The 24,953-nt window shown below is 65.2% G+C and carries 27 protein-coding genes; 10 read left to right on the top strand and 17 right to left on the bottom strand.

The window, feature by feature from the left end:
- Window positions 1-24: 24 nt before the first annotated feature.
- From VGM71_RS01920 to VGM71_RS01905, 4 genes are read right to left on the bottom strand one after another with little or no spacing between them, the layout of a single operon-like run.
- The gene (locus tag VGM71_RS01920; protein WP_331542088.1) at window positions 25-1,620 is read right to left on the bottom strand and encodes an NAD(P)/FAD-dependent oxidoreductase; all 1,596 of its coding nucleotides are present in this window, start codon (window positions 1,618-1,620) and stop codon (window positions 25-27) included.
- 22 nt (window positions 1,621-1,642) lie between these two features.
- Window positions 1,643-2,416 carry a glycosyltransferase family 2 protein gene (locus VGM71_RS01915; protein ID WP_331542087.1) on the bottom strand — a complete coding sequence of 258 codons (774 nt, stop codon included), beginning with the start codon at window positions 2,414-2,416 and terminating at the stop codon, window positions 1,643-1,645.
- Window positions 2,413-3,213: a beta-ketoacyl synthase chain length factor gene (locus VGM71_RS01910; protein WP_331542086.1), complete on the bottom strand. Its 801-nt coding sequence runs from the start codon at window positions 3,211-3,213 to the stop codon at window positions 2,413-2,415. Before VGM71_RS01910 ends, VGM71_RS01915 begins: the two co-directional genes overlap by 4 nt.
- Complete coding sequence (locus VGM71_RS01905; protein WP_331542084.1) at window positions 3,210-4,412, bottom strand: beta-ketoacyl-[acyl-carrier-protein] synthase family protein; 1,203 nt, start codon at window positions 4,410-4,412, stop codon at window positions 3,210-3,212. Before VGM71_RS01905 ends, VGM71_RS01910 begins: the two co-directional genes overlap by 4 nt.
- 87 nt (window positions 4,413-4,499) lie before the next feature.
- Between VGM71_RS01905 and VGM71_RS01900 the strand changes: the two genes are divergently transcribed.
- A complete protein-coding gene (locus VGM71_RS01900) occupies window positions 4,500-5,210 on the top strand; it encodes a YdcF family protein (RefSeq protein ID WP_331542083.1) in 711 nt (236 codons plus the stop codon).
- Window positions 5,211-5,248: 38 nt separating this feature from the next.
- The gene (gene hemF / locus VGM71_RS01895; RefSeq protein WP_331542082.1) at window positions 5,249-6,151 is read left to right on the top strand and encodes an oxygen-dependent coproporphyrinogen oxidase; all 903 of its coding nucleotides are present in this window, start codon (window positions 5,249-5,251) and stop codon (window positions 6,149-6,151) included.
- Between the two features lie 77 nt (window positions 6,152-6,228).
- Here hemF and VGM71_RS01890 read toward each other — a convergent pair whose 3' ends face one another.
- The gene (locus VGM71_RS01890; RefSeq protein WP_331542081.1) at window positions 6,229-6,882 is read right to left on the bottom strand and encodes a hypothetical protein; all 654 of its coding nucleotides are present in this window, start codon (window positions 6,880-6,882) and stop codon (window positions 6,229-6,231) included.
- A gap of 152 nt (window positions 6,883-7,034) precedes the next feature.
- On the opposite strand from VGM71_RS01890, the gene gpmA reads away from it, so the two are divergent.
- On the top strand, window positions 7,035-7,769 hold the full coding sequence (gene gpmA / locus VGM71_RS01885) for a 2,3-diphosphoglycerate-dependent phosphoglycerate mutase (protein ID WP_331542080.1): 735 nt from the start codon (window positions 7,035-7,037) through the stop codon (window positions 7,767-7,769).
- A gap of 101 nt (window positions 7,770-7,870) precedes the next feature.
- Entirely contained in the window at window positions 7,871-8,407 is a 537-nt protein-coding gene (locus tag VGM71_RS01880; RefSeq protein WP_331542079.1) for a DUF1453 domain-containing protein, read from the top strand.
- A gap of 20 nt (window positions 8,408-8,427) precedes the next feature.
- Here the strand turns inward: VGM71_RS01880 and glnK are convergent, their stop codons facing one another.
- Window positions 8,428-8,766 carry a P-II family nitrogen regulator gene (gene glnK / locus VGM71_RS01875; protein WP_166699925.1) on the bottom strand — a complete coding sequence of 113 codons (339 nt, stop codon included), beginning with the start codon at window positions 8,764-8,766 and terminating at the stop codon, window positions 8,428-8,430.
- Window positions 8,767-8,940: 174 nt separating this feature from the next.
- On the opposite strand from glnK, the gene VGM71_RS01870 reads away from it, so the two are divergent.
- The 5 genes from VGM71_RS01870 to VGM71_RS01850 all read left to right on the top strand — a co-directional run bounded on the left by VGM71_RS01870 (window position 8,941) and on the right by VGM71_RS01850 (window position 14,732).
- Complete coding sequence (locus tag VGM71_RS01870; RefSeq protein ID WP_331542168.1) at window positions 8,941-9,195, top strand: accessory factor UbiK family protein; 255 nt, start codon at window positions 8,941-8,943, stop codon at window positions 9,193-9,195.
- Window positions 9,196-9,367: 172 nt separating this feature from the next.
- Window positions 9,368-10,867, top strand: a complete 1,500-nt coding sequence (locus VGM71_RS01865) for a YifB family Mg chelatase-like AAA ATPase (RefSeq protein ID WP_331542078.1) — start codon at window positions 9,368-9,370, stop codon at window positions 10,865-10,867.
- 248 nt (window positions 10,868-11,115) lie between these two features.
- Window positions 11,116-11,637: a hypothetical protein gene (locus tag VGM71_RS01860; RefSeq protein ID WP_331542077.1), complete on the top strand. Its 522-nt coding sequence runs from the start codon at window positions 11,116-11,118 to the stop codon at window positions 11,635-11,637.
- A 502-nt stretch (window positions 11,638-12,139) separates the two neighbouring features.
- Complete coding sequence (locus VGM71_RS01855; RefSeq protein ID WP_331542076.1) at window positions 12,140-13,606, top strand: PLP-dependent aminotransferase family protein; 1,467 nt, start codon at window positions 12,140-12,142, stop codon at window positions 13,604-13,606.
- Window positions 13,607-13,742: 136 nt separating this feature from the next.
- On the top strand, window positions 13,743-14,732 hold the full coding sequence (locus tag VGM71_RS01850; RefSeq protein WP_331542075.1) for a redoxin family protein: 990 nt from the start codon (window positions 13,743-13,745) through the stop codon (window positions 14,730-14,732).
- 33 nt (window positions 14,733-14,765) lie between these two features.
- On the opposite strand, the gene aceA is transcribed toward VGM71_RS01850, so the two are convergent.
- Both aceA and aceB read right to left on the bottom strand, forming a co-directional pair.
- Window positions 14,766-16,055, bottom strand: coding sequence for an isocitrate lyase (aceA, locus tag VGM71_RS01845; RefSeq protein ID WP_331542074.1), 1,290 nt, complete (start codon window positions 16,053-16,055; stop codon window positions 14,766-14,768).
- A 16-nt stretch (window positions 16,056-16,071) separates the two neighbouring features.
- Window positions 16,072-17,670, bottom strand: a complete 1,599-nt coding sequence (aceB, locus tag VGM71_RS01840) for a malate synthase A (protein ID WP_331542073.1) — start codon at window positions 17,668-17,670, stop codon at window positions 16,072-16,074.
- A 134-nt stretch (window positions 17,671-17,804) separates the two neighbouring features.
- Here aceB and VGM71_RS01835 point away from each other — a divergent pair, with 134 nt between their 5' ends.
- On the top strand, window positions 17,805-18,821 hold the full coding sequence (locus VGM71_RS01835) for a LysR family transcriptional regulator (RefSeq protein WP_331542072.1): 1,017 nt from the start codon (window positions 17,805-17,807) through the stop codon (window positions 18,819-18,821).
- 16 nt (window positions 18,822-18,837) lie between these two features.
- On the opposite strand, the gene VGM71_RS01830 is transcribed toward VGM71_RS01835, so the two are convergent.
- The 9 genes from VGM71_RS01830 to VGM71_RS01790 all read right to left on the bottom strand — a co-directional run.
- Window positions 18,838-19,299 (bottom strand): hypothetical protein, encoded by a 462-nt coding sequence (locus VGM71_RS01830; RefSeq protein ID WP_331542071.1) that lies wholly within the window; start codon window positions 19,297-19,299, stop codon window positions 18,838-18,840.
- A 351-nt stretch (window positions 19,300-19,650) separates the two neighbouring features.
- On the bottom strand, window positions 19,651-20,238 hold the full coding sequence (locus VGM71_RS01825) for a 1-acyl-sn-glycerol-3-phosphate acyltransferase (RefSeq protein WP_331542070.1): 588 nt from the start codon (window positions 20,236-20,238) through the stop codon (window positions 19,651-19,653).
- Window positions 20,235-20,657: an alternative ribosome rescue aminoacyl-tRNA hydrolase ArfB gene (arfB, locus tag VGM71_RS01820; RefSeq protein WP_414675073.1), complete on the bottom strand. Its 423-nt coding sequence runs from the start codon at window positions 20,655-20,657 to the stop codon at window positions 20,235-20,237. The genes VGM71_RS01825 and arfB overlap by 4 nt, the downstream gene beginning before the upstream one ends.
- A 35-nt stretch (window positions 20,658-20,692) precedes the next feature.
- Entirely contained in the window at window positions 20,693-21,415 is a 723-nt protein-coding gene (locus VGM71_RS01815) for a pseudouridine synthase (RefSeq protein ID WP_331542069.1), read from the bottom strand.
- Between the two features lie 3 nt (window positions 21,416-21,418).
- Window positions 21,419-23,068: a ubiquinone biosynthesis regulatory protein kinase UbiB gene (ubiB, locus tag VGM71_RS01810; protein ID WP_331542068.1), complete on the bottom strand. Its 1,650-nt coding sequence runs from the start codon at window positions 23,066-23,068 to the stop codon at window positions 21,419-21,421.
- Window positions 23,065-23,733 carry a ubiquinone biosynthesis accessory factor UbiJ gene (locus VGM71_RS01805; protein ID WP_331542067.1) on the bottom strand — a complete coding sequence of 223 codons (669 nt, stop codon included), beginning with the start codon at window positions 23,731-23,733 and terminating at the stop codon, window positions 23,065-23,067. The genes ubiB and VGM71_RS01805 overlap by 4 nt, the downstream gene beginning before the upstream one ends.
- Before the next feature lie 292 nt (window positions 23,734-24,025).
- On the bottom strand, window positions 24,026-24,364 hold the full coding sequence (locus VGM71_RS01800; protein WP_414675077.1) for a DUF6402 family protein: 339 nt from the start codon (window positions 24,362-24,364) through the stop codon (window positions 24,026-24,028).
- Between the two features lie 13 nt (window positions 24,365-24,377).
- On the bottom strand, window positions 24,378-24,539 hold the full coding sequence (locus tag VGM71_RS01795) for a hypothetical protein (RefSeq protein ID WP_331542066.1): 162 nt from the start codon (window positions 24,537-24,539) through the stop codon (window positions 24,378-24,380).
- A 53-nt stretch (window positions 24,540-24,592) separates the two neighbouring features.
- A partial coding sequence (locus tag VGM71_RS01790; protein ID WP_331542065.1) for an IS30 family transposase occupies window positions 24,593-24,953 on the bottom strand: 361 nt, incomplete at its 5' end.

Here is a 24,953-nt window from a genome sequence, read left to right as displayed (position 1 = left end):
GCCGGCCTGGACTCCCTTTCCTGGTCAGGCCACGCGGGCGAACAGTTCCATGCGGCGTCCTTCGGTGTCGATGAGGTGCTCGTAGCCCTCGACCACCGACGGATGGTCCGTGGCGGCGTGTTCGACGATGCTCGACGCCAGCGCCCGCATCATGCGCACGTTGTCGCGCAGGCGGTTGGCGAGCGTGTCGTCGTTGAGGCTGTCGTGCAACGTGGCATTCATCTCGGCGAACCAGGTAAGGTCGCGCTGGTCCATCATGGTCTTGCCGTTGCGTCGTTCCGATACCGCATGCCAGCGCTGGAAGAATGTCTGCATCACGGTGTTCAGTTCGGCGGATTCCATGAGCTCCGGGCCCATGCGGGAGATGAAGTCCGCGTCGCCCAGACGCTCCTGGAAGACGATCTGGCAGAGCACGCCCCAGTAGTATGCGTAATCCCAGATGACCTTCACCGGCAGGACTTCCGGATCGCCGAACAGGTTGTACTGGCCGCGGTACATCTTCAGCGTGCCTTCGTAGAACGAGAAAAACATCCGTTCGTAATGGCGCGCGTACGAAGCGAGGTTATCGCCGCGCCGGTCGACGCCGACCAGCAGCGTGATGTAAGTGTTGGCGATCGCGATGAAGTCGCTGCCCGGGGAATAGAAGGGATCGAGAAACGCCCCCGCCTCGCCGGTGAGCGCCCAGCGGTCGGACGAGAACATCCGCGAGCAGCCATAGGAGAAGTCCCGGAAGAAGGCGAAATCCAGGAGTTTTTCACGGTGCGCGGCCACGTGCCTGGCGACGACCGGCTGGTGTTCTTCCAGCCAGGCCAGGGCGAGCTCGAAGGTCTTCATGCCTTCCATCGGATGCATGCCCGCGTCGGCGACGATGCCGACCGAATGCGCCCCGGACGAAAGCGGAATCAGCCACACCCAGTAGCCGGGGCCGACCAGATGGTTCGTCGACCGCCAGCGCTCCGGAGGATGGCAACGATCCTTCCATACCGCGTCGTCGCACCAGTCGTCGATGGCCAACCGCTCGCCGATGCGGAACCACACGGCGTTGGCGTGGTGGCCATTGTCGCGCGTGAGATCGAGCTTGCGGCGCATCAGCCCCGCGCGGCCGGACGCATCGAGCAGCCAGCGGGCCTCGAGGCTTTCCTCGCCGGCGCTACCCTTGAAACGCACCGTGTGCGATGCCTCGCCGGAACCGATGTCGAATCCGCGCACGGTGACCCCTTCGCGGAAGTCGATGCCGCGGCGGCGTGCCTCGTCGCCGAGGAAGTTTTCCAGGATGCCGCGGTCGATCTGGTAGCTCGGGGTGGGAAGGACCGCGCTCACGCCCAGTTCGGTGACGTTCTCGAGGCTGTCGCTGCCTTCGGAGAAGAAGAAGCGGAATCCGAACTTGCGGATGTGCGCTTCCTCGAGGTGCGCGAGCAGTCCGAGCGTGTCGCCGAAATAATGCGCGGCGATCTCCACGGTGGACTCGCCGACCTTGTAGGCTGCTTCAGGCAATGGCCGGACCTGTCGTTCGAGCACGACGATGTCCATGTCGGGATAGGCACCCTTGAGCTGCATGGCGAGCGTGAGCCCGGCCAGGCCTCCTCCAAGGATGACGGCGTCGTGCGGCTTGCGATCCATCGGTTCGACCCCTGGTGCGATGTCAGTGTGCTGCGGGGCTTACCGCCCCTTTGTCGTCGACGATCGTGGGAAGGGCCCGCGACCGGCGGTAACTGGTGAGGATACTTCCATAGTGGAGCAGCCGGCCGATCGTATACGTGGTGATCCGCGTCACGTCGCGCACGGGACTGAAATGGCTGAGCCGGAATTCACCCTGGTAGCGAGACGCGATGGGCACCGACACCACGCCGACGCCGCGCTCGCGACACGCCGTGATGAGCACGGCGGCCTCGAAGACGAAATGCTCCGCCGGAAGATCGACCAGGTCGAGAGTATCACTCGGATAAAGTCGCTGGCCGCTCTGTGTGTCGGCGATCGGACGCCCACAGGCCCAGGAGATACCCCAGTCGGCCACGGCATTGGCGCGTCGGCGTCCGGTCGGCTGCTGTTCGCGATCCAGCAGGCGCGCCCCGATGACGATGCAGCCCGGATAGCGTTCGCCCGCGGCGAGGATGGCGGGTATGTCGGCCGCCAGGTGCTGGCCATCGCCGTCCATCGTCACCACCGCGTCGTAACCCATGCGGCGCACTTCGCGGAAACCTGTGCGCAGGGCCTCACCCTTTCCGCGACGTGTCTCGTGGCGTAGCAGGGTGACCGGCATGGCGCCCACGATTTCCGGGGTCCGGTCGTCCGAACCGTCGTCCACGACGATGACGGGCAGCCCCAGCTCCAGCGCGTCGCCCACCACGCGGCCGATCGCCCGTTCCTCATTGAGGCAGGGAATGAGGATGCAGTAGCGCGGTGTGGCCAGGCTCATGCGACCACGCCGATGTCGATATGCAGGTCGAGGCCGCGCGCCGCTGGCACGCGCAATGCCATTGGCCGGGTGAGCGCCAGCGCATGCATCAACGGCACGGCGCGCGCGGAGGGATTGCTTGCCGCCAGTCCGTCCAGCCATGCGTCGCCGAGCGCCTCGTTGCCGCTGTTGCCGCGCTCCGGCGTGATGTCGAGCCGTACCGCCGCGCCATCCGCGCGTGGCGAGAGCACCAGCGCCACCGCGAACGGACCGGTGGTGCTGGTCATGCCGCCAAGCGGCCCCGTGCCGGCGATGTCGTAGCTCGCGAGCAGCACGTCGCGATCGTCGGCCACGGCGAGCGTGGCCGCTTCCAGCAGCCCGGCGCCAAAAGCCTCCTCGCCTCCGGATACGGCGCTGGACGAGGCATGGCATCCCGTGGCGATGGTCCAGTAACCCGCCGGCGCGTTGTGGACGGAATTGTGGAACTTCGTCGGCGAGAGCTCGCGGGGATTGCCGGCCAGCGTCTCGCACATGTAATCGGTAATGACCTGGTCGCCGTGCGCGGAGGCGAACACGCAGGGCAGGGTGGCCGGATCGCGGCCACTCATGTGCACGGCCTGTCCCGCGGCGGCCACGGCAAGCAGGACGCTTTCCGGTGCGCGGCGCCGTTCGTTCGGTGGAAGCACATCGGCGACCGGACGCCCGGTACCCCCCGGTGCGGCCGCACCGGTCGCGATCTCACGGAACGCATGCCAGTCGGCCGCACCCGGTGCCCACAAGCCAACGCCACTGATCCATACCGAGAGTGCCGCGCTCATGCGTGCCGTCCCTCCCGGGCAAAGGCGAGGCACGCATTATTACCGCCGAAACCGAAGGAATTGCTGAGCGCGATGCGGATGTTCGCCGGCTCGGGCACCCAGGCCATCTGCGGTCCGCACAGGGAATCCGGCGTGTCCGCACCGAGGTTGCCGGGAACGCGGCCGTCGCGCATCGCGAGCAGGGTGATCGCCGCCTCGAGGATGCCCGAGGCGCCGAGGGTGTGGCCGGTGAAACCCTTCGTCGAACTGGCGCGGGTCGACGGGGGGAAGGTTCGCGCGACGAGCGCGGCCTCCACTTCGTCGTTCTTCTGGCTCGCGGTGCCGTGCAGGTTGATGTAATCGACGTCGCCCGGCTCGATCCCCGCGCGGGCCAGCGCGTCATTCAGCGCAAGCTCCGCGCCCAGGCCTTCCGGATGCGGCGTGGACATGTGGTGCGCGTCGCTGGCTTCGCCGTAACCGATGAGCAAGGGCGCATCCATCGCCGCCTCCACGCGTTCGAGGATGGCGAAGCCCGCGGCTTCGCCGATCGAAATGCCGCTGCGGCCGGCGTCGAAGGGGCGACAGGGTTCGGGCGAGACGAGTTCGAGCGAGTTGAAGCCGAACAGTACGCTGTCGCAAAGGCTATCGGTGCCCCCCACGACAGCGGCATCGATCAGCCCGAGCCGGATCATGCGTTCCGCGTTGGCGAACACCTTTGCACTGGACGAGCAGGCCGTGGCCACCGTAAGGCACGGACCTTCCAGTCCGAACGCCGCCGCGACGAAGCCGGCCAGCGAGTGGGGCGTGTGCAAGGCCGGGCGATGCAGGTCGGGCGGCATTCGGCCATGGTCGAGGCGACGGTAACCTTCCTCGGTCGCACCGATGCTGGACGTCGAGGTGCCGAGCAGCACCGCCACGCGCGTGGCGCCGTAGCGCTCGCGCGCCGCGCGTACCGCATCGGCAAAGCCGTCCTGCTGGAGAGCGATCCAGGCGAGGCGGTTGTTGCGGCAATCCCACACGGCCAGTTCCGGTGGAAGCGGCTCCTCTTCCAGGCCCCCGACGCGACCGATCCAGCAATCGAGCGGCGCCACGCTGAAATCGTTCGGGACGAGGCCGCCGCGCGAGGCGGCAATGGCATCGGCGTGGGCTTGAAGCCCGCGGCCGAGGGCGGAGGTGGCGGTGTAGGCGCGGATGGCGAGCGGTGTCATGGGATGGGGCATGTCGCGAGCCTATCCTTTTTGATCCGCAGCGTCGCGTGAACGCGGACGTGCGTTCAGGCGATACTGCGCTTCTTCAGGGTGGCTTCCATGTCCGGTATCCAGGCACCGAAAATCCTGCGCCGCGGCGTATGGCGTTACCTCAGCGATCGCGACATCCTCGTCGCGGCCCTGGTCACCGCCGTCGTCTTCGTCGCCAGCCTGGGCTTGATCTATATCGCGCACCTGGTGCGCGTCTGCTGGCTGGCCGCGCATGCACCGGCGCGTGCGCCCGGGCGCCGGGCAATGCTGATTTTCGGTCGCCGCCTCGTAGGCGACCGCCCGGAAGCGGATTTCCTCGGGCGCCTCGCCCGCGGCCGCACCGACGCGCTGGCGGGCCTCGCCGACCGGGTGCTCCTGCTTGGTGGATACAGCGGCGGGTCGATCAGCGAAGCGGAAGCCGGACGCCGCTGGCTGATAGCCGAAGGCTGGCCGCCGGCCGTGCCGCTGGAACTGGAACAGGCCTCCATCGACTCGCTCGAAAACCTGCGCCACGCCCGCGTGTTATTGCGAGAGCGGCGCGAGGAGCCGTTACCGCCGGTGTGGCTGGTGACCAGCCGCTACCACCTGGCGCGCTGTCTTTACCTGGCCCGTCGCCTGGGTTTCGATGCCGCGCCCCTCGCCGCCGAGGAACGGCTGCCGCTCGGCCGCCGATACCTGGCCCGGCTGCTCATGGAGGCCGCCTATCTGATGTGGATCGATAGCGGCATGCGCTGGGCTGCCCTGACCGGCAACCGGCGGATGGCTACCCGGATTTCCTGAGCTAAGCTTTGCGATCACCCATCGCGAAAGGATGTGCCATGTCCGAACAAGCCGAGCTCGTCGCGTCGTACCTGCGCGGCCTGCAGGATCGCATCTGCGCCGCCGTCGAGGCGGTGGACGGCAAGGCACGCTTCGAGGAAGACGCCTGGACACGTCCCGCGGGCGGCGGTGGACGGACGCGCGTGCTGCGCGAGGGCGGCGTCTTTGAACAGGGCGGGGTCAACTTCTCGCGCGTATCGGGCTCGCCCTTGCCGCCGAGCGCCACCGCGCATCGCCCCGACCTTGTCGGCGGCAGCTTCATCGCCACCGGCGTCTCGCTGGTGCTCCATCCGCGCAACCCGTACATCCCGACCACGCACGCCAACGTGCGGTACTTCGAGGCTTCGAAGGAGGGCAGCGATCCCGTGTGGTGGTTCGGTGGCGGATTCGACCTGACGCCGTATTACCCGTTCGACGACGACGTGCGTCACTGGCACACCCTGGCGAGGGATCTGTGCGATCCGTATGGCGGCGACGTCTACGATCGCTACAAGCGCTGGTGCGACGAATACTTTTATCTAAGGCACCGCAACGAGACGCGCGGTGTGGGCGGGTTGTTCTATGACGACCTCAACGAAGGCGGCTTCGAGCGCTGCATGAATTTCACCCGCGATATCGGCGACGGTTTCCTTGATGCCTACCTGCCCATCGTCGAGCGCCGCCGCGACACACCTTATGGTGAGCGCGAGCGTGAATTCCAGCTCTACCGCCGCGGCCGCTACGTGGAGTTCAACCTCGTGTACGACCGCGGCACGCTGTTCGGGCTGCAGTCGGGCGGCCGCACCGAGTCGATCCTCATGAGCCTGCCGCCGCGCGTGCGCTTCGAATATGGCTATTCGCCGGAAGCGGACAGCGCGGAAGCGCGGCTCCAGGAATACCTGAAGCCGCGCGACTGGGTTTGATCGGTGAAGCGAAGGTTACGGCGTCTCCGCTACGTTGGCTTTTCGCGCGCAGGGCGCGCTCCTACAGGTTGAGACGCCTACGGCGTCGCGCCCGAGAATTTCTTGGCCGTGGCGCCTTCGATCTTGCCGACCGTGGCCGAATCGCTGACGTAGAGTTCCACCTCGCGTTCGAAGGTCAGCGTGCCCTGGACGACGGCATGGGGGCCGATGACGATCTTCGGCACGCGGTCGCTGTTGCTGCTGAACCAGCTCATCGTCGGCTTCTTCACGATCAGGCCACCTTCGACCTTCGAGCCTTCGCCGATCGTGACGTCGGCGTTGTCCGTTTCGATGCCGCCGCCGACATGGGCGCGATCCAGGCTGATCTCGCCGTTGACGTTCGACAGGTGGCCCTTTACGTCCGCGCCGGGCTTGAGGCGCACCCGGCCGTTCACGGTCTCCACTTCTTCGGATACGCGGGATTTCTCACCGAGGGTCACGGCACCGTTTACGGACTTCACGATGGTGGCCGTGGCCTCGTTGCCGAGTTCGACGGAACCGTTCACGGTACTGGCTTTCTGCACCACGGCGCGGTCGCCGATGCGCACCGAGCCGTTGACGGTATGCACATCGCCCGCGTGCTGGCCCGCGTCGACCGAGGCGGTGCCATTGACCTTGCTGACGTCCTCTTGCGCGAGGGCCACGCCGGATACGGAGAGGGCGATGAAAAGGGAAAGAAGGGTACGGCGCATTGCGGGACTCCGCGGGTGGAATGAACCCGTAGGATGCACCGAATGGGCGCAAGGTTTAGCGTGACTGACGACAGGGGGCTGTCCGTGGGGCAAGTTGACGACGCCGGGGCCACGCTCCACCATCGGATTTTCCCAGTCTCCCCTTGGACGCCATGTACAAGCTCGTGATGATCCGCCACGGCCAGTCGGCCTGGAACCTCGAAAACCGCTTCAGCGGCTGGGCCGATGTGGACCTCAGTGAGCAGGGCGTAGCCGAGGCCCGTGAAGCGGGACGACTCCTCAAGGAAGCCGGCTTCACCTTCGACCTGGCCCATACCTCGTATCTCAAGCGGGCCGTACGCACGCTGTGGCACGTCCAGGACGAGATGGACCTGATGTGGATCCCGGTGGTGACCGACTGGCGCCTCAACGAGCGCCACTACGGCGCCCTTACCGGCCTCAACAAGGCCGAGACGGCAGCGAAGTACGGCAACGAGCAGGTCCACGTCTGGCGCCGCAGCTACGACACGCCGCCGCCGGCGCTCGAGGCAGGCGCGACGTCGTTCGCCGACGACGATCGTTACAAGGGCATCGACGTGCCCCTGACCGAGTGCCTGAAGGACACCGTGGCCCGCGTGCTGCCGTACTGGCACGAGGTGCTGGCTCCCGCCATCCGCGCGGGCAACAACGTGCTCATGGCGGCCCACGGCAATTCCATGCGCGCGTTGGTGAAGTTCTTCGACGGCATCTCGGACGACGATATCGCCGACCTCAACATCCCCAACGGCATCCCGCTGGTATACGAATTCGACGCCGAACTGCGGCCGGTGAAGCACTACTACCTGGGTGACCAGGCCGAGATCGAGGCAAAGATGGCCGCGGTGGCGAACCAAGGCAAGGCCAGGTAAAGGCAGGTGACAGGCGTCACCATCGATGGATCACAACCGCCCCTCGAACGGTGACACCGGTTGGCTAAGCTGGCCTCACACCGACACCAAAAGGCTCCGCCATGCTGGCCTCATCTGCCATTTCGCTCATCTTCACCGTTCCGTTGATGGCGTTCGCCGTGTACCGCCGCGTGCGCGGCAGCTTTGGCCGGCAGCCGATCCGGACCAGGCGGATGACGGTCCGCGTCGTCATCTTCACCCTCGTGATCGGACTGATGATGCTCTCCGGGCTGCAGGACGTCCGGCTGGCCGAGGGCGCCCTTGGGGGCGTGGTGGCCGGTGCGGCCTTGGCGGTCCTGCTGGGCCTGCGCCTGACCCGGTTCGATATTGGCGGCGACGGCACCGACTATTACGTGCCCAACCCCTGGATGGGCGGCGTACTGACTGCGCTGCTCCTGGGCCGGCTGGCCTGGCGCTTCCTGATGCTGGCGCCTGCGATGGCAAGTGGCGCCGTGGCCGCCGCCCACGGCCCTGCTTCCGGCAACAGCCCCCTGACGATGGCGATCGTCGGCCTCACGGTCGGCTACTACCTTGCCTATTACGCCGGCATTCTCATTCACCACCGCCGCCACAAGCCGGCCCTGCGGGCGGCCGCCTGAGGTCCGCCCGGCGCCCTTGCTCAGAGGGCGTCGTTGTCCAGTTCCCCGGTGCGGATGCGGATGACCTGCTCAAGGGGACTGACGAAGATCTTGCCGTCGCCGATCTTGCCGGTGCGGGCCGCCTGCTGGATCGCCTCGACCACCCGCTCGATCTGGTCGTCGGCTACCGCCACCTCCAGCTTGATCTTCGGCAGGAAGTCGACCACGTACTCGGCCCCGCGATACAGCTCGGTATGGCCCTTTTGCCGACCGAAGCCCTTCACTTCCGTCACCGTCACGCCCTGGACTCCTACGTCGGCCAAGGCTTCGCGGACGTCGTCCAGTTTGAAAGGCTTGATGATGGCGACCACCAGCTTCATGTTCTCTCCTAGTGCGCGGCCGGCCGCCGCGCGGTTGGCCATTGTGCCATCCGGGTCTGGAGGCGTCTCCATACGGGGGCTTGTAGGAAAAACCCTACACGACGTGTGGGCATTCGCCTATAGCGCCTACAATTCCATCACTTAGAATTCATTCACGACATCGAGGTGCGCAAGATGGATGTGCAGGGTATTGATCAACTCGCACAGCGGTTGGCATCGTTGGTTCCGCCAGGGTTGGCGCAAGCGCGTGAGGATATGCACGCCAACTTCAAAGATATTCTGGCGCAAGGACTACGCCGCCTCGATCTCGTAACCCGCGAAGAATTCGATGTTCAGAGCCAGGTCCTCGCGCGTACGCGCGAACGGCTCGAGCTTTTGGAAAAACGCCTCGCCGACCTCGAAATCAGCGCGGCGCAACGCGGCCAGTAAGGACGGCCGAACGTCCCGGGACCGCCCCCGATCCGTCACCCTCACCCCGAGAGCGGTCGGGGGCGGTTATTTTCCCAGAGCGCAAAGGAGTGCGTATGCCGAGCGGATCCAGCCAGGTTCGTGAGCGTTCGCCTCCGGTGGATACCCGTTACCGGTTACGATACGGCCAGCCATGAGCCTCGCCGTTACGCTTTCGCGTGCGCAGGAAGGTGTCTCGGCCCCGCAGGTCATCGTGGAAGTCCACCTGTCCGGCGGATTGCCATCCACCTCCATCGTGGGCCTGCCCGAGGCGGCGGTTCGAGAGGCGCGTGACCGCGTCCGCGTCGCCATCCAGAACACCGCTTTCGAATACCCGAACCGGCGGGTCACCGTGAACCTCGCTCCCGCCGAACTGCCCAAGGACGGCGGCCGCTTCGACCTGGCCATCGCCCTGGGCATCCTGGCCGCCGGGTCCCAAGTGCCCCGCGAGCGCCTGGACGACTGCGAATTCCTCGGCGAGCTGGCCCTTTCGGGTGAACTCCGTGCCGTGCCGGGCATCCTTCCGGCGCTTATCCGTGCGCGCCGTAGCGGCCGCCGCATCGTGGTGCCCCGTGCCAACGCCGCCGAGGCCGCGCTGATCGGGGAGGGCGACGTTCTCCTGGCCGGCAGCCTGGCCGAAGTCTGCGCCTGGCTGTGCGGCCACGCGAACCTGGCTGCTCCGGAACCCGCCGACTTCCACAGCATGCCTTCGTGCGGCCCCGACATGCAGGACATCCGGGGTCAGTACCAGGCACGACGCGCCCTCGAAATCGCCGCGGCCGGCGGGCATCACGTGCTGATGATCGGCCCCCCGGGCACGGGCAAGACCATGTTGGCGGAGCGCCTCTCCGGCATCCTGCCGCCCATGACCGAATCCGAGGCGCTGGAGAGTTGCGCCATACGCTCGCTCTCCGGCGAGGACGTCGATCCCGGCTGCTGGCGCCGCCGTCCGTTCCGCTCACCCCATCACACGGCATCGGGCGTCGCCCTCGTCGGTGGCGGCTCGTCGCCCCGCCCGGGTGAAATCTCGCTGGCGCATAACGGCGTGCTGTTCCTCGACGAGCTTCCCGAATTCAGTCGCCACGTGCTGGAGGTGCTGCGCGAACCGCTGGAATCCGGACAGATCGTCATCTCACGTGCGGCCCGCCAATCGACCTTCCCGGCCGAGTTCCAACTTGTCGCCGCGATGAACCCCTGTCCCTGCGGCTATGCGGGCGATCCGCTGCACGAGTGCCGTTGCACGCCCGATCAGGTGCAGCGCTATCGCTCGCGCATCTCCGGTCCGTTGCTCGATCGCATCGATATCTGCGTGGAAGTCCCCCGCGTACCGATCGCCGACCTCACGGCCGCGCGCGGGCCGCGCGACGACGACAGCGTCACGGTGCGCCAGCGTGTGATCGCGGCACGCGAGAAAGCGCTCCTTCGTGCAGGACAGGCGAACGCCGAACTCAGCGTGGTCAACCTCGAGCGCGACTGCGCGCTTCCTTCCGCAGAGCGGGACTGGCTGCAGGCCGCACTGGACAAGCTCGGCGCTTCCGCCCGCGCCTACCACCGCATCCTGCGCGTGGCGCGTACCATCGCGGACCTCGAAGGCGGTACCGGGTGCGTGGAGCAGGTGCATCTGGCGGAAGCGCTGCATTACCGGCGGTTTTAGGTCTTCAGCGCTCCAAAAATTGACAGACCTACAATCCGACCCGATGGGTTTGGGCGGAGGGTTGTTCGTCGGTGGTGGCGGGTCGTTGGGCAGGGCTGCCTGAGAGGCGTCGCCCAACTCGGGCCTGGGAGAGGTTCTTGCGAGTAGCGTTGGACGGCGACCGATACGTCTTTGGCATTGAAGCGACGAGCCTTGAATAGCAGCAAGCGCAGGTCCTTGCGCCCTGCTATTCGAACTCGGAGGCTCCAATGAAAAAATCAGGAAAAACGAGCAAGCGTCACTTCGTATGGATGCTTTGCATTGGGTTCGTGGCGAACGCGGTGCCCACTAAGGTGTTCGCTGCGGACGATTCGCCGCCAAACGCTGCGGAACCAGGCCAGTCGCCGCGGGCGCCAATCGAAGAGCGCATGGACATGGAGCCCGTGCTAACGGCGCTTGTCCAGGAGCACCTAGCCAAGGAGGAGCGCCTTGCTGGTCAGCAATCGATGGTATCTCCCAGGATCTGGTACAGCGAAGAGGGCGACACGATCAACATCGATCTGGGTAGAGCGTACTTGCCAACCCATTACACGTTGACGTTCGAGGAGCGAGTGAATGGCATCGCGGCCATTCTCTATGAAGCGGAGAAACCGACGCCGATCTATAAGGTCGATGTGTGGTTCGATGGAAAAGATATCTTCGACTACTTTCCCGAAGAACGCGGGCCTGCGGATCGTGCTGTGCCCAAGGCGACCTCAATGGAATCCGACAATATTTCGTCGCACGCGTAAGCGCTCAATAGGCCACCGCCGACCTTCGGCCAGCGACGTCCGGAGTCTGCCATGAGAGCCAATTCGCACTTCGCCTTCCTCATCGCTGCCACGCTGGCATCGCTCGCTACCCGTGTTCCCCTTTCGGCGGCAGCGCAAGCGGCATCGCCAGTGCCTGAACGGTGAAGCGGGTATCGACAATGACGGGATCGGTCTTGAGTGAGCTAAGCGAGGCTCACCCGAAGGAGTTAATACTTATTTCATGTACCGAGTAGTTGACAAATAGAGGGGTCGGGCGGAGAATTCTGTACCAGGCGGTTCTCTTAATGGCTGCCCGCCCCGCTCCGGTGCTGGATACCCCTCCCTCCCCCCGCTCCAGCACCGGGGCCCGGCCTTCTTCCAGCGGCGCTTCACCCCTTCCCGCGCATCGGCCCGCTTCCCATGGCGCTGGCCGATTTTCCTTCGTTTGCCGCAGCATATGCTTCAATGTGGATCTTCAAAAGATCCGTGATTGGAGGCATTCATGGCGCCAATTCTCCCGCTGGCCATCGACCTGCCCGCGGAGCGGCAGCGCGACCTCGTCCGCTCGCTGCATCGCCAGTTGCAGGGCGCCATCCTCGATGGGCGGCTCCAGCCGGGCTTCCGCATGCCGCCGACACGAGCGTTGGCTACCGAACTGGGCATTTCCCGAAACAGCGTCGTCTCCGCCTTCGACCTGCTTTTCAGCCAGGGCTATCTTGTCGCCCGGCAGGGATCGGGCACCTTCGTCGCCGATCACCTGCCGGTGCGGCCCGTCGATGCGGCCAGAGGCGACGTCGCCCGTATGGCTGGGCGTTTAAACAGTTACTGGCAGCAGCGGATGGCCGCGCCCGGGCCGGTGCTGCCCGGGCCCAGGCGCTTCGACTTCAGGGTGGGACTTCCCGACCATCATCTGTTCCCGCACGAAACATGGCGTCGGCTCGCGTCGACGGCGATGCGTTCCCTGGCGAGGGAGGAGGCGGACTACGCCGATACCGCCGGACGACGCGAGTTGCGCCAGGCGATCGCCGCATACGTGTCTTTCGCCCGGGCGATTGCCTGCGATGAAGCGGACGTCGTCGTCACCAATGGGGCCCAGCACGCTTTCGACCTGATTGCCCGCATCCTGGTCGAGCCGGGTGTGACGCGCGTCGCGGTGGAGGACCCCGGCTATCCGCCGGCCAGGGAGGCTTTCGCGGCGGCGGGCGCACGCCTCGTCACCGTGCCGATGGACGACGAAGGGCTGCGGGTGGACTGCATACCGGCGGACGTCGGCGTGATCGTGACGACGCCATCGCATCAGTTTCCGCTGGGCACGGTCATGTCGCAGCGCAGGCGTGCCGAGCTGTTGGACTTCGCTCATGAACGCGGAATCGCGGTGGTGGAGGACGACTACGATGGCGAGTTCCGCTTCAACGGGCGGCCGCTCGACGCCCTGCGCACGGTCGACGAGCGCCATGCGGTGTTCTACGTGGGCACGTTCTCGAAAAGCCTGTTCCCGGCCTTGCGACTCGGCTACATCGTTCCGCCCTCGTGGGCGATACCGGCACTGATAGGGGCCAAGCGACTCAGCAACGGACATAACCCGTCCCTCGAGCAGGTGACTCTCGCCGCATTCATTCGCGATGGGCACCTTGCGCGGCACGTGCGCAAGGCGCGCCGTGTCTATGGGGAGCGCCGCGCGGCGCTGGAGCACGCCATCGTGCGCCATGGAAATGAATGGCTCTCGCCGATCCGGACCGACGTTGGCCTGCACATGGCCGCCCGCCTGCGCGATGGCATCCCCGCGGATACCGTCGTCGCGGCGGCGGCCACGCGAGGCGTCGCGGTAGATAGCCTGGGTGCCTACCAACTCGAAGGCCGTTGCGCCGGCCTGATGTTCGGCATCGGGATGATCCGGATTGAGGACGTGGAGCAGGGCGTCCGGGAGTTGTGCGGGGCCATCGCTGAGGTGTCGAACGAGGCGGGGTGACTCACGTCAGACGTCGAAATTGGACCGCATGATATTTCGCTATCCGGATCTCGCCACGGACCAACCCCGCCCGCACGCTATTGCCTCCCATTCTCAAATAGGCGCATTGGCAATGCCCAGGCTATTCGCATGCTTCATGCTCCTTCTCGCGCTTGCGGGATCGTCGGTCGCCAACGCGACGGACGACGATGGTGGCGAAAAATACGCGAAGGAAGCGGCAGCGTCCGTGGTCGGACAGAAGGCGCCCGCCCTGACTATCACGACCATTGATGGAAAGACGATCGATCTGGGCAGGCTTTACGGTCACAAGACCGTCTACCTCAAGTTCTGGGCCACCTGGTGCGTGCCCTGCCGGGAACAGATGCCGCATTTCGAGCACGCCTATGAAACGGCCGGCCCCGATACCGTCGTTATCGGGATCAACACGAACTTCAATGAAACGAAGGAGGGCGTGGAAGCCTTCCGCAAGAAGTTCGGTTTGAAGATGCCCATCGTGATGGACGATGGCCGGCTTGCCGAAGCCTTCCATCTGCGGGTGACCCCGCAGCACATCGTCATCGACCGCAACGGACGGGTGGCCTATGTGGGCCACGCGATCAACGCCTCGCTCGAGGCCGCACTTGCCGGAACGGAAAGTCCCGCCAGGCCGCCGGAAGCGAAAAAGATCGCGGCAGACGGCACGCGTGGGCAACTGACCACGCTCGATGGACGGACCTTCGAGCTTGGCGCCTCGCCGAGCCATCGATCGCGCATCCTGGTCTTCCTGTCGCCATGGTGCGAAGGCTACCTCGCACAGAGCCAGCCGCTGGCCAGCGCGCAATGCCGTTCCGCGCGCGAGCAAGCCGAGAAGCTGCGCGCAAACCCGGGAGCGCAGTGGCTCGGGATCGCATCGGGGCTGTGGTCGGACGACACCGGACTGAGGGCCTATCGCAAGGACAACAACGTCACGCTGGCGCTGGCATTGGACAAGAGTGGCGATGTATTCCGCCGCTACAACGTGAAGCGCGTTCCCACGGTGATCCTCGTGGACGCCGAAGGAAAGGAGGTCCAGCGGCTGACGGGCGACATGCGCAACCTGCCGGCGCTGGTCGCGCGCGCGGCAAGCCTTGGCAAGGCCGGTTCGTGAATCGCGTGAGCGCGTCACGCCATCGGCGACGCCTCATGCCGCCGATGCCGGATGGAACTGCTGTTCCTCGGTAGAGCCGCTGAGGGCCGATAACGAACTAAGCGAGCCGGCGATCACCTGGTTCACGGTGTCGAAATAACCGGTGCCCACTTCGCGCTGGTGCTTCGCCGCCGTATATCCATCCTTTTCTGCCGCGAACTCGGCTTCCTGCAGTTCGACATAGGCGGCCATCTGGCGGTCGCGGTAGCCACGCGCCAATTGGAACATCGAATAGTTGAGCGCGTGGAAACCGGCGAGGGTGATGAACTGGAAGGCATAGCCCAACCCCGCGAGCCGATTCTGGAATTCCGCGATGGTCTTCTCGTCGAGGTGCTTCTTCCAGTTGAAGCTGGGTGAGCAGTTGTACGCAAGCTTCTTGCCGGGGAACACGGCATGGATCGCTTCGGCGAAGCGTCGAGCCTGGTCCATGTCCGGCGTGGCGGTCTCGCACCAGATCAGGTCGGCGTATGGTGCATAGGCGAGACCGCGCGCGATCGCCTGGCCGATGCCTTGCCGGGACTCGTGGAATCCTTCGACCGTTCGCTTGCCGGTCAGGAACGGCTTGTCGTGATCATCGATATCGGATGTGACCAGGCCGGCGCCCATGGCATCGGTGCGGGCGACGATCAATGTTGGAACGCCGGCAACGTCGGCGGCGAGACGGGCGGCCACGAGTCTCTGCACGGCTTCCTGCGTGGGCACGAGCACCTTGCCGCCCATGTGTCCGCATTTCTTGGCACTGGCAAGCTGGTCTTCGAAATGCACGCCGGCGGCGCCGGCTTCGATCATGTGCGCCATCAGTTCATAAGCATTGAGCACGCCACCGAAGCCCGCTTCTGCGTCGGCGACGATGGGCACGAGCCAGTCGATGGTGTCTTTCCCCTCGGCGTGGTGGATCTGGTCCGCGCGCAGCAGGGTCTTGTTGATCTTGCGCACCACGTTCGGCACGGAGTCCACCGGATACAACGACTGGTCCGGGTACATCGTGCCGGCTGTGTTCGCATCGGCCGCGACCTGCCAGCCGGACAGATAGATAGCTTGCAGTCCGGCCTTCACCTGCTGCATCGCCTGGTTGCCGGTGAGCGCGCCAAGTGCATTGACGTACGGCTTGTCGTGTAGCGCCCGCCACAGTCGTTCCGCACCGCGGCGGGCGAGCGTGTATTCGACCTGCACGGAGCCGCGCAGGCGTATCACGTCCTCGGCGGTATAGGGGCGTTGGACACCGTTCCAGCGTTCATTGTTTTTCCAGTCGAGCGTGATCTGTTCGGCGGTGAGCGTCTTCATCGTCTTGGCTCCCAGGTCAGGACAGGTGCTCGTAAGCGGGAAGGGTGAGGAAATCACGCAGTTCGTCAGCGTGCGTGAGCGCATGGATGAGCGCGGCCGCATCGTCCGCACGGCGTGCACCGGGCTGGTCGCTTTCGCGCAATCGATGGCAGTGCGCCGCAAGGGCGTGGTCGAACAGCGCGAAATTCACTTCCGCGTGGTCGCTGAACTCTACCGGGCCGTGGTGCAGCCATTGCCATAGCTGGGCCCGCGCGATCTCCGCCGTGGCGGCGTCCTCCATCAGGTGATGGATGGGCACGCAGCCGAGGCCATCCAGCCAGGCGGCGGTGTAGCGCAGGCAGACTTCGACGTTGTTATCGAAACCCTGTCGCGTGATCGTGCCTATGGCTGGCGCGATCAGTGCGTCACGGGAAACGTCCACGTCCTCGCGCGGTACATGCAACTGGTTGGGCGTCGGCATGTGGTCGTCGAAGATAGCCCGGGCGACCGGTACGAGCGCGGGATGCGCCACCCACGTGCCGTCGTGGCCCGCGGTGACTTCTCGCAGCTTGTCTGCGCGCACCTTTGCCATGGCCGCCTCGTTGGCATCCTCGTCGCCTTTGATGGGAATCTGCGCGGCCATGCCGCCCATCGCGAAGGCACCGCGGCGATGGCAGGTGCGTATCAGCAGTTCCGAATAAGCCTTCAGGAAAGGGACGCTCATGACGACCTGGCCGCGTTCCGGAAGCAGGCGGTCCGGATGGGCACGGAAGGTCTTGATATAGGAAAAGATATAGTCCCAGCGACCGCAATTGAGACCCACGGCGCGATCGCGCAGCGCATGCAGGATCTCGTGCATCTGGAAAACGGCCGGCAGGGTCTCGATCAGCACCGTGGCCTTCATCGTGCCCTGGGGCAGGCCGATCGCGGCTTCCGCATGCGACATGACATCGTTCCACAGCGCGGCTTCCTCCATGCTCTGCAGCTTCGGCAGATAGAAGTACGGGCCGCGGTCTCGTGCATGCAATGCCTTCGCGTTGTGGAAGACGAAGAAGCCGAAATCCACCAGGGCACCGGACACGACGTCGCCATCGACCTCGGCGTGACGCTCCGGCAGGTGCCAGCCGCGCGGACGGACGACCAGCACGGCGGGGCTCGCGCCAACGCGATACGCCTTGCCCTCGGCGCTGGTGAACTCGATGCGTCCGTCCACGGCGTCGCGCAGGTTGCGCTGGCCGTCCATCTGGTTGGCCCAGGTCGGCGCGCTTGAATCCTCGAAGTCGGCCATGAACACCTTCGCGCCGGAATTCAGCGCGTTGATGATCATCTTCCGTTCCACGGGGCCGGTGATCTCGACGCGGCGGTCCTTTAGCGCGGCTGGAATCGGGGCCACCGACCAGTTGCCGTCGCGGATGGCGACCGTGTCGCTCCGGAAGTCGGGGAGGTCGCCGGCGTCGTAGCGCTGCTGGCGCGCGGTCCGCTCGGCCAGGAGGCCGAGGCGGCGGGCGTCGAAGCGGCGATGGAGGTCGGCCACGAAAGCCGCGGCTTCCGGCGTCAGGACGTCCCGATAGTCCTCGCCGTGGGCTCCGAAGCGGAGGCGGGACGTCGGATCGATCGCGCTTTGGGGAACGGCCATGGAGCGTGCTCCGCTGTGGGGGTGGAGTCCACGCTACGTCCGGAGCTATGCTTTTGACAAAGCATATGTTTTAAAGATTAATTTTAACAAAGTTAATACAAGAAATAACCCGTTGAAATTGCGAGGTTAAAGTCATGCCACGCAAGCTTGATACCCCTCCGAAGTCATCGGTGAAGCCCGTGCGCGGCACGGCGAGCGACGAAACCGGGCGGTTCTACTACAAGGGCAACCGCCTCAAGCAGCTCCGGGCCTTCGTCTACACCACCCGCCTGGGTACGCTGAGCCGCGCGGCGGAAGCCCTCTTCCTGTCGCAGCCCTCGGTGAGCCTCCAGCTCAAGGCCCTGGAGAGGGAACTGGGCACGCCCCTGCTCGAACGGACCCGGCGGCGCGTGACGCTGACCGATGCCGGCGAGGCGCTGTACGAAATGGCGCGTCCGCTCGTTGAAGGATTCGAAAAGCTGGACACGGAATTTCAGGCGAAGACGCGGGGCAATCAGGCGGGGAAGCTCACGGTCGCGGCGGGGTCGTCGACGATCCAGTACCTGCTGCCCGACCTGGTGAAGGCCTATCGCGAGCGCTATCCGTCGGTGCACCTGCAACTGGCGAACGTCACCGGCAAGGACGGCCTGGCATTGTTACGCGCGGACGAGGCGGATCTCGCCATCGGCTCGATGCTCGACGTGCCGCAGGACATCGCCTGGGCACCGGTTTACCACTACGACCCTATGCTGATCATGTCGCCGGAGCATCCGCTGGCCGCGAAGGAAGACATCCGCCTTGAAGACCTCTCGCCCTACGGGCTCATCCTCCCGCCGCAGCGACTGACCACCTTCCGGCTCGTCGACATGGTATTCCAGCAACGCCACGTGCCGTACACCGTGGCGATCGAAGTCGGGGGCTGGGACGTCATCAAGCAGTACGTCGCCATGGGGCTCGGCATTTCCATCGTCACCGGCATCTGCATCACCGAGGCGGACAAGGAGCGGCTGGTGGTGCGCAACGTGCGTCGCTACTTCCCGCAACGCAGCTACGGCGTGGTGATGCGCAAGGGAAAATTCCTGAGCCCCGAAGCCCGTGCCTTCATCGACCTCATCCGCCCCGGATTGTTGACTCATCGCGATTACGACGAGTCGGGGCATTCAGAACGCTGACAGGGCAGATGCCGGACTATGCCTCGATGTCGATCAATTGGCCGTTCAAGTATTCGATCACTCCTCGAACACCGTCCGCAGCGTCTATCGCCGCCTCGTACAATTGAATGGCAACAGGATACTCAGCATATTCGCCACTACGAATCTTCGTGCGTGAGACGTCAGTCCATGCGAGCAGATCGACCGGGCCGGGGTGATCAAACCTGAAGATTGCGAATTTAATGAAGGCGTCCTGGGATATGTACCCTTCCCAATACAGCGTGGCGGTCAGTTCGCCGAGTTGGTCGGAATCGATGGAATGCAAATCTACGTTCAGCAACCTTTTCCTTAGTTCCTCGGGCAGGCTTTCTGCCGCTTCCGCAGGGCTGCCTCTTTCAATGGGGGTGTCCCGGTAGCCGTAATCATTCGGGCGCTCCCGTTGCAGGCGCCAACCGGCCGTGAACGCCTCTGGTGACCTCGCCGCCGTCGCAACTTGCATGTTCGCTCCTAGTCGACATGGAGAGCTCAGCATCCCATCATCAAGGCACGATCGCAGTCGGTAGAGAACTCTGATGTCCTACCGGCGTTCCTGCACGAAGTCGGATGATCGCTATTGGTTCGGCGACACTTATCCACACATCGAGAAGGCGTGAGCCGCTACTCGGCAAGTACGCGTGTTCATATGGTCGTGAGGCGCGATTTCGGAATCATAGCCGTCAACAACTTGCATATCCGCAGTAATTACACCGTGCGTCACAGGCGTGGTCTGGGCTAGTAACTGGCACCTCGGCTCAGGCGCCACGGTTTCGCCGTGGCTCCTGCTCAAGCTGCCACTATCGCAAAGTTATACTCAGGCGCTGCGATGCTTGCCGCGGTAGCCGGCAAACATCGCGCGGATGCGCGCCATGTCGGCGTCGGTATCGCCGGTGGCCTCGATCAGGGGGCCGAAGGTGAAGGTCTTCGTCGGATAATCGATGAAGATCGGCTGGATGGGGACGCCTGACGCATGTGCGATGCGCAGGAAGCCGGACTTCCACTGCTTCACGGGCTTGCGCGTGCCCTCAGGCGTGATGCCCAGCCACATCTTCTCGTGGCTGGCGAAACGGGCGACCATCTGGTCGACCACATTGGTCGCCGCGGAGCGATCGATGGGAATCATGCCCAGACGGCGGACGATCGGCCCGTAAGGGCCGTTGAGAACCTCGCGCTTGATCATCACGCCAAGGTCCACGCCCAGGGCGGACTTCATCAGCAAGCCCCACACGCCGTCCCAATACGATGAATGCGGCGCGCCGATCAGGATCAGCTTTGGCACGTTCGGCAATTCGCCAACGATGCGCCAGCCACTGAGCCCGATCGCCCGGCGACAGAAACGCTTCCACCACGAATCGGGCAATGCGGGAGCCTGTGGCGGCAGGCGCAAGGGAACGGCGCTCATTCGCGGCCCCAGTCGCGCGACCGCGTCTTTTTCGTGTGCGACCGTTGCGCCTTGCCTTCGAGCCGGCGTTCCTTCGAAGCACGGGTCGGCTTCGTGGCTACGCGTTTCTTCGCCACGACGGTGGCCTCGCGGAGGATGTCGACAAGCCGCTCGCGGGCATCCTCGCGGTTGCGCGCCTGGTCGCGGAAGCGGCGTGCCTGGATGATCAACATGCCGGCATCGGTCATGCGGCGATCGCGGCGGGAAAGCAGGCGAGCGCGTACCTCGTCTGGCAGCGACGGCGAGCCGGCCACGTCGAAACGCAGTTCCACCGCACTCTCCGTACGGTTGACGTGCTGGCCGCCGGGACCGTCGGCACGCGTGAAGCGTTCGACCAGTTCGGCGTCCGGGATGGCGATGGAGCGGGTCACGATAAGCATGTTGGAACGGATTCTAGCAGCGTCGCCGACGATGCTCAGTCGGCAGCACCAGCCCAGGCCGGGAGCACATTTTGCCAGCCGAAACGCTCGAGGAGCCGGTTCCAGGTGTCGTCGAGGCTCGCATTCAACGTGACGGCGCGCCCGTCGCCTGGGTGCGCGAACGACAACGACGCCGCGTGCAGGAGCAGGCGGTGCGAGGCGAAGTGCTGCTTGAACAGCCGGTTGTGATCGCCACGGCCGTGCTGGCTGTCGCCCACGATCGGATGATGGATATGCGCGAAGTGCTTGCGGATCTGACGGAAGCGACCGGTTTGCGGCTCCGCTGCCAGGAAGGCGTAGCGCTGCTTCTCGTAGCGCCCGAGGGGAATGTCTACCTCGACCGTGGCGAGGCAACGGTAGTCGGTGCGCGCGTCCTTACGCGGTCCGGTGTCGCGCGAGCCGGGGAGGGGATAATCCACGGTGCCCTCGGCAGGGTCCGGCCACCCGCGCACGACCGCGAGGTAACGCTTGCGCACGCTGCGCCCCATGAACTGTTCGCCCAGCTGCGCGGCGACCTCGGACGACCGCGCCACGAGCAGTACGCCGGACGTGGCGCGATCGAGGCGATGTGCGAGGTGAAGGCGTCCCTCTACCTGTTCGCGCAGGAGGTCGATGAGGAAGGCATCGTCCGGGCCGACGAACTTCGACCGGTGCACGGCGAGGTTCGCGGGCTTATTGACGGCGACGATGTCGTCGTCCTGGTAAAGAATGTCCAGCACGGGTCAGGGAACGCGACGTGGCCAGCCGGCAACGAAGGCGACGAGGCCCGCGACGGCGATCGCCACGGCCGGCCACATCGCGTGCGGCGCCAGCGTGCCGAGGAGGGCGGCGGAAACGAGCAGGGCCGAGCCGAGCAGGCCGCACGCGACCAGCCGGCGCATCCGCCGGGCGTCCTCGCGCACCAGTGCGAGCGCCACCGGGTCGGCCACCTGTACCTGTTGTCCGCTTGCTACCTGGCGGAACGCGTCGCGCACCAGTTCCGGCATGCGCGGCGCGGTATGGACCCACTCAGGCAACCGGCGGCGTACATCGCGCAGGGTGGCCCGCAGGCTGTAGCGCTCACGCAGGATTCGGCGCAGCACCGGATGTGCGACTGCCCAGATGTCGATCTCCGGATCGAGCATGCGGCCGACGCCCTCGATGTTTAGCAGCGTCTTCTGCAGCAGGATCAATTGCGGCTGCAGGGTCAGCTCGAAACGGCGTGCGGTCTGGAACAGCTTCACGACCAGCTCGGCGATGGAAATCTGCGCGAGCGGGCGGGTGAAGTACGGTTCGCACACGGTACGCACGGCAGCTTCCAGTTCGTCCAGGCGAATCGTCGACGGCATCCAGCCGGCAGCCACGTGCAACTGGGCGATGCGCGCGTAGTCGCGCTCGAACAGGGCGATGAAATTCTCCGCCAGCCAGTACTGGTCCGCTTCCGGCAGCGAACCCATGATGCCGAAATCGAGTGCGATGAAGCGCGGCTCGTCCACGCGCGAGGTATCGACCCAGATATTGCCGGGGTGCGCGTCGGCGTGAAAGAAGTTGTCGCGGAATACCTGCTCGTAGAAGAGCCGGACCCCTTTCTCCGCGAGATGCTTGCGGTCGAGGCCGGCGGCATCGATGGCGGCGACGTCGTCGGCGCTCACGCCGTGCACGCGCTCCAGGGTCAGCACGCGTTCGGTGCTGAAGTCCCAATGCACTTCCGGCACGTAGAGATCGATGCCGCTGGCGAAATTACGGCGGAGCAAACTGGCGCTCGCGCCTTCGCGCTGCAGGTCGAGCTCGTTGGAGAGCATCTTCTCGACCTCGGCGACCACCTCGAGCGGGCGGATCTTGTCCGCACTCGGATGCCAGCGCTGGGCAAGGTGGCCCAGCGCGTGCAGGAGGTCGACATCGCGCGCGATGCGCTTGTCGATGCCCGGACGCAGCACCTTGACCACGACCTCGCGGCCGTCGTGCAGCGTGGCGGCATGCACCTGGGCGATGGAAGCCGAGGCCAGCGCGGTCTCGTCGAACGCGGCATACAGCGTGCCGACCGGCGCGCGCAGTTCGCGCTCGACGATGGCGCGCGCTTCGCTGCCCGGGAATGCCGGGACCTGATCCTGCAGCAGCGAGAGTTCGTCGGCGACGTCGGAGGGCACGAGGTCACGGCGCGTGGACAGTACCTGGCCGGCCTTGACGAAGATGGGGCCGAGTTCGGTGAGCGCGAGACGCAGGCGGGCACCCCGCGGCAGCGCGCGCACCTCGTCGGAGGGCGAGGGAAACAGCGGGCGAACCAGCTTCAGCGGGCGAAACAGGTGCGCCCCGTCCACGAGCTCATCGAGCTGGTACTTGAGCAGTACGGCGGCCACGCGCAGCAGGCGCGGGGCGAGACGCAGCGGCGTCATGCGCCAGACTCCCTCAGTGCGCGCTCGAGGCGGGCGAGCCGGGACTCCGCGCGCTCGGTGCGCTCGCGCACCGCATCGACCCCGTCGAGGAAATCGTCCATCTCGCCAGGGGCCACCGCGACGCGGCCTTCGTCGCGCAGCCAGTCCGCGGTGTCCTCGGTGAGATGCGCGAAGGATTCCTTCGCATGCGACAAGGCGTCGCGCATGGCCCTGGCAAGGGGCACCCCGATGACGTCGCCGAAGGTCTTCGCGAAGGCCTCTTCGACATCGGGAGTGTACTGCCGCGCCAACCGCTCCAGGCGGCGCGCGAGTTCAGCGTCGCCGGCGATCTCCACCTTGCCCGGTGCCACGCCGTCATCGTCGCGGCGGAGCGCCATCGCCAGCAGGCTGCCGGGCGAGGCGTTCACACGCAGGCTGCCGCCTTCCTCCGGCGGTCCGACGCGAAGACGGCCTTTCCCGACCGAAATGCGCAGGGCCAGCGCCGGGCCGTCCAGGAAAACCTGGATGCTGCGGCCGTCGAGGGCATCCAGGCGCGCACGCGTGTCCGGATCGAGGTCCACGGCACGGTTGAGCGCGGCTTCCATCGCGCGTCCGGCAAGGACACGCAGGGGACGGGGCAGGAAACGGTTGGGGCCGGTGTCGGCCGCGGAGCGATCGGGGGTCATGCCCCGGATTGTAACTCGGGCGGTCGGGAGGGATTGGACGCCCGATTTTCACCGGGCCTCACCGCGCCGGTCCCTACCCCAAGCGGGTCAAAGTCTCCGGATCGGGATGGGGTTTTCACGAAACGGCGATGGGAGTATCCAGTACGGCCGAAAAGCGTTCACACGGATGCAACCATCGGGGCTTGTATCGGAAAAAGCATAGGTGCCCCACGCCTTTTCCAACCAGTCGGAGGCGACATAAAGCAGGACGGCGGCAAGGGCGAGGAAGGCGACAAGGGCGGTCCGAATGCATTCAGCCCAGGTCGATCCAGAAGTCTGCTTCTTCCCAGTGGACGTCGGAATAGATCACGAAATCGCCGCCCCGACCGCCCGCTTGCCGGAACGCGTCGAAGTCGTGATTGAAGACATTGCCGATGGGCTCGCCGTGCCATTGAAACACCATGCTGTCGAGCATCGTGTTCATGACCATGTGTGCCTTGGTAAGCATGCCGTTATGCGTCCAGGTGCCGAGGAACTGGAATTCATTGAAATCGTAGTTGTCGCGAAGATAAAACCCCGCGTGCGTCACATGCAGTGCCGTCCGACCTGTCCATTCGTTACGTGCCGCTTCGGCAATCGGGACGACTTCCAGACGGCCTTTCCCGCTAGCGCTTCTCGACTTCAGGGTCGAGCTTCTCGCGCCTGAGCCCGTACTTTTCGGCGTTGCTTTTGTAATAGTCGCTCAAGCGCTTCAAGGTGGCTTCATCCGCACACCGATCCGTATCCGCCAGGGGAAACCCGTTGACGTCGATGACGCGCCGACCCATAGAACGCGGGTCTCCCCAGAAATAACCGGTTGCAGCCGACGGAGGGGGCGGACTCAAGAATCAAGTGCAACACGATTGGCATAGTCGGCCATCTCTATGGCCATGGCTTCCTCGGGCGTCTTCCAGCCCAAGGTCATGCGAGGACGGCCATTGAGCAGGCGTGCGATATCGTTCAGCTGGGTCTGACTTACCGTGGAGAGGTCCATGCCTTTGGGAAGGAACTGGCGTAACAAGCCGTTCGTGTTCTCGTTGCTTCCTCGTTGCCATGGGGCATGCGGATCGGCGAACCAGATATCGATGTTCAGGCGCTTGGCCAGCGCTTCATGACAAGCCATCTCGCTGCCTCGATCGTAGGTCAGGCTTTCGCGCAGGAACGCGGGCAGCTTCTTCATCTGACGTACAAAACCTTCCAGT

Source organism: Luteibacter sp., from assembly GCF_036499525.1.
GTDB lineage: Bacteria > Pseudomonadota > Gammaproteobacteria > Xanthomonadales > Rhodanobacteraceae > Luteibacter.
This window is presented reverse-complemented; position numbering and strand designations above follow the sequence as displayed.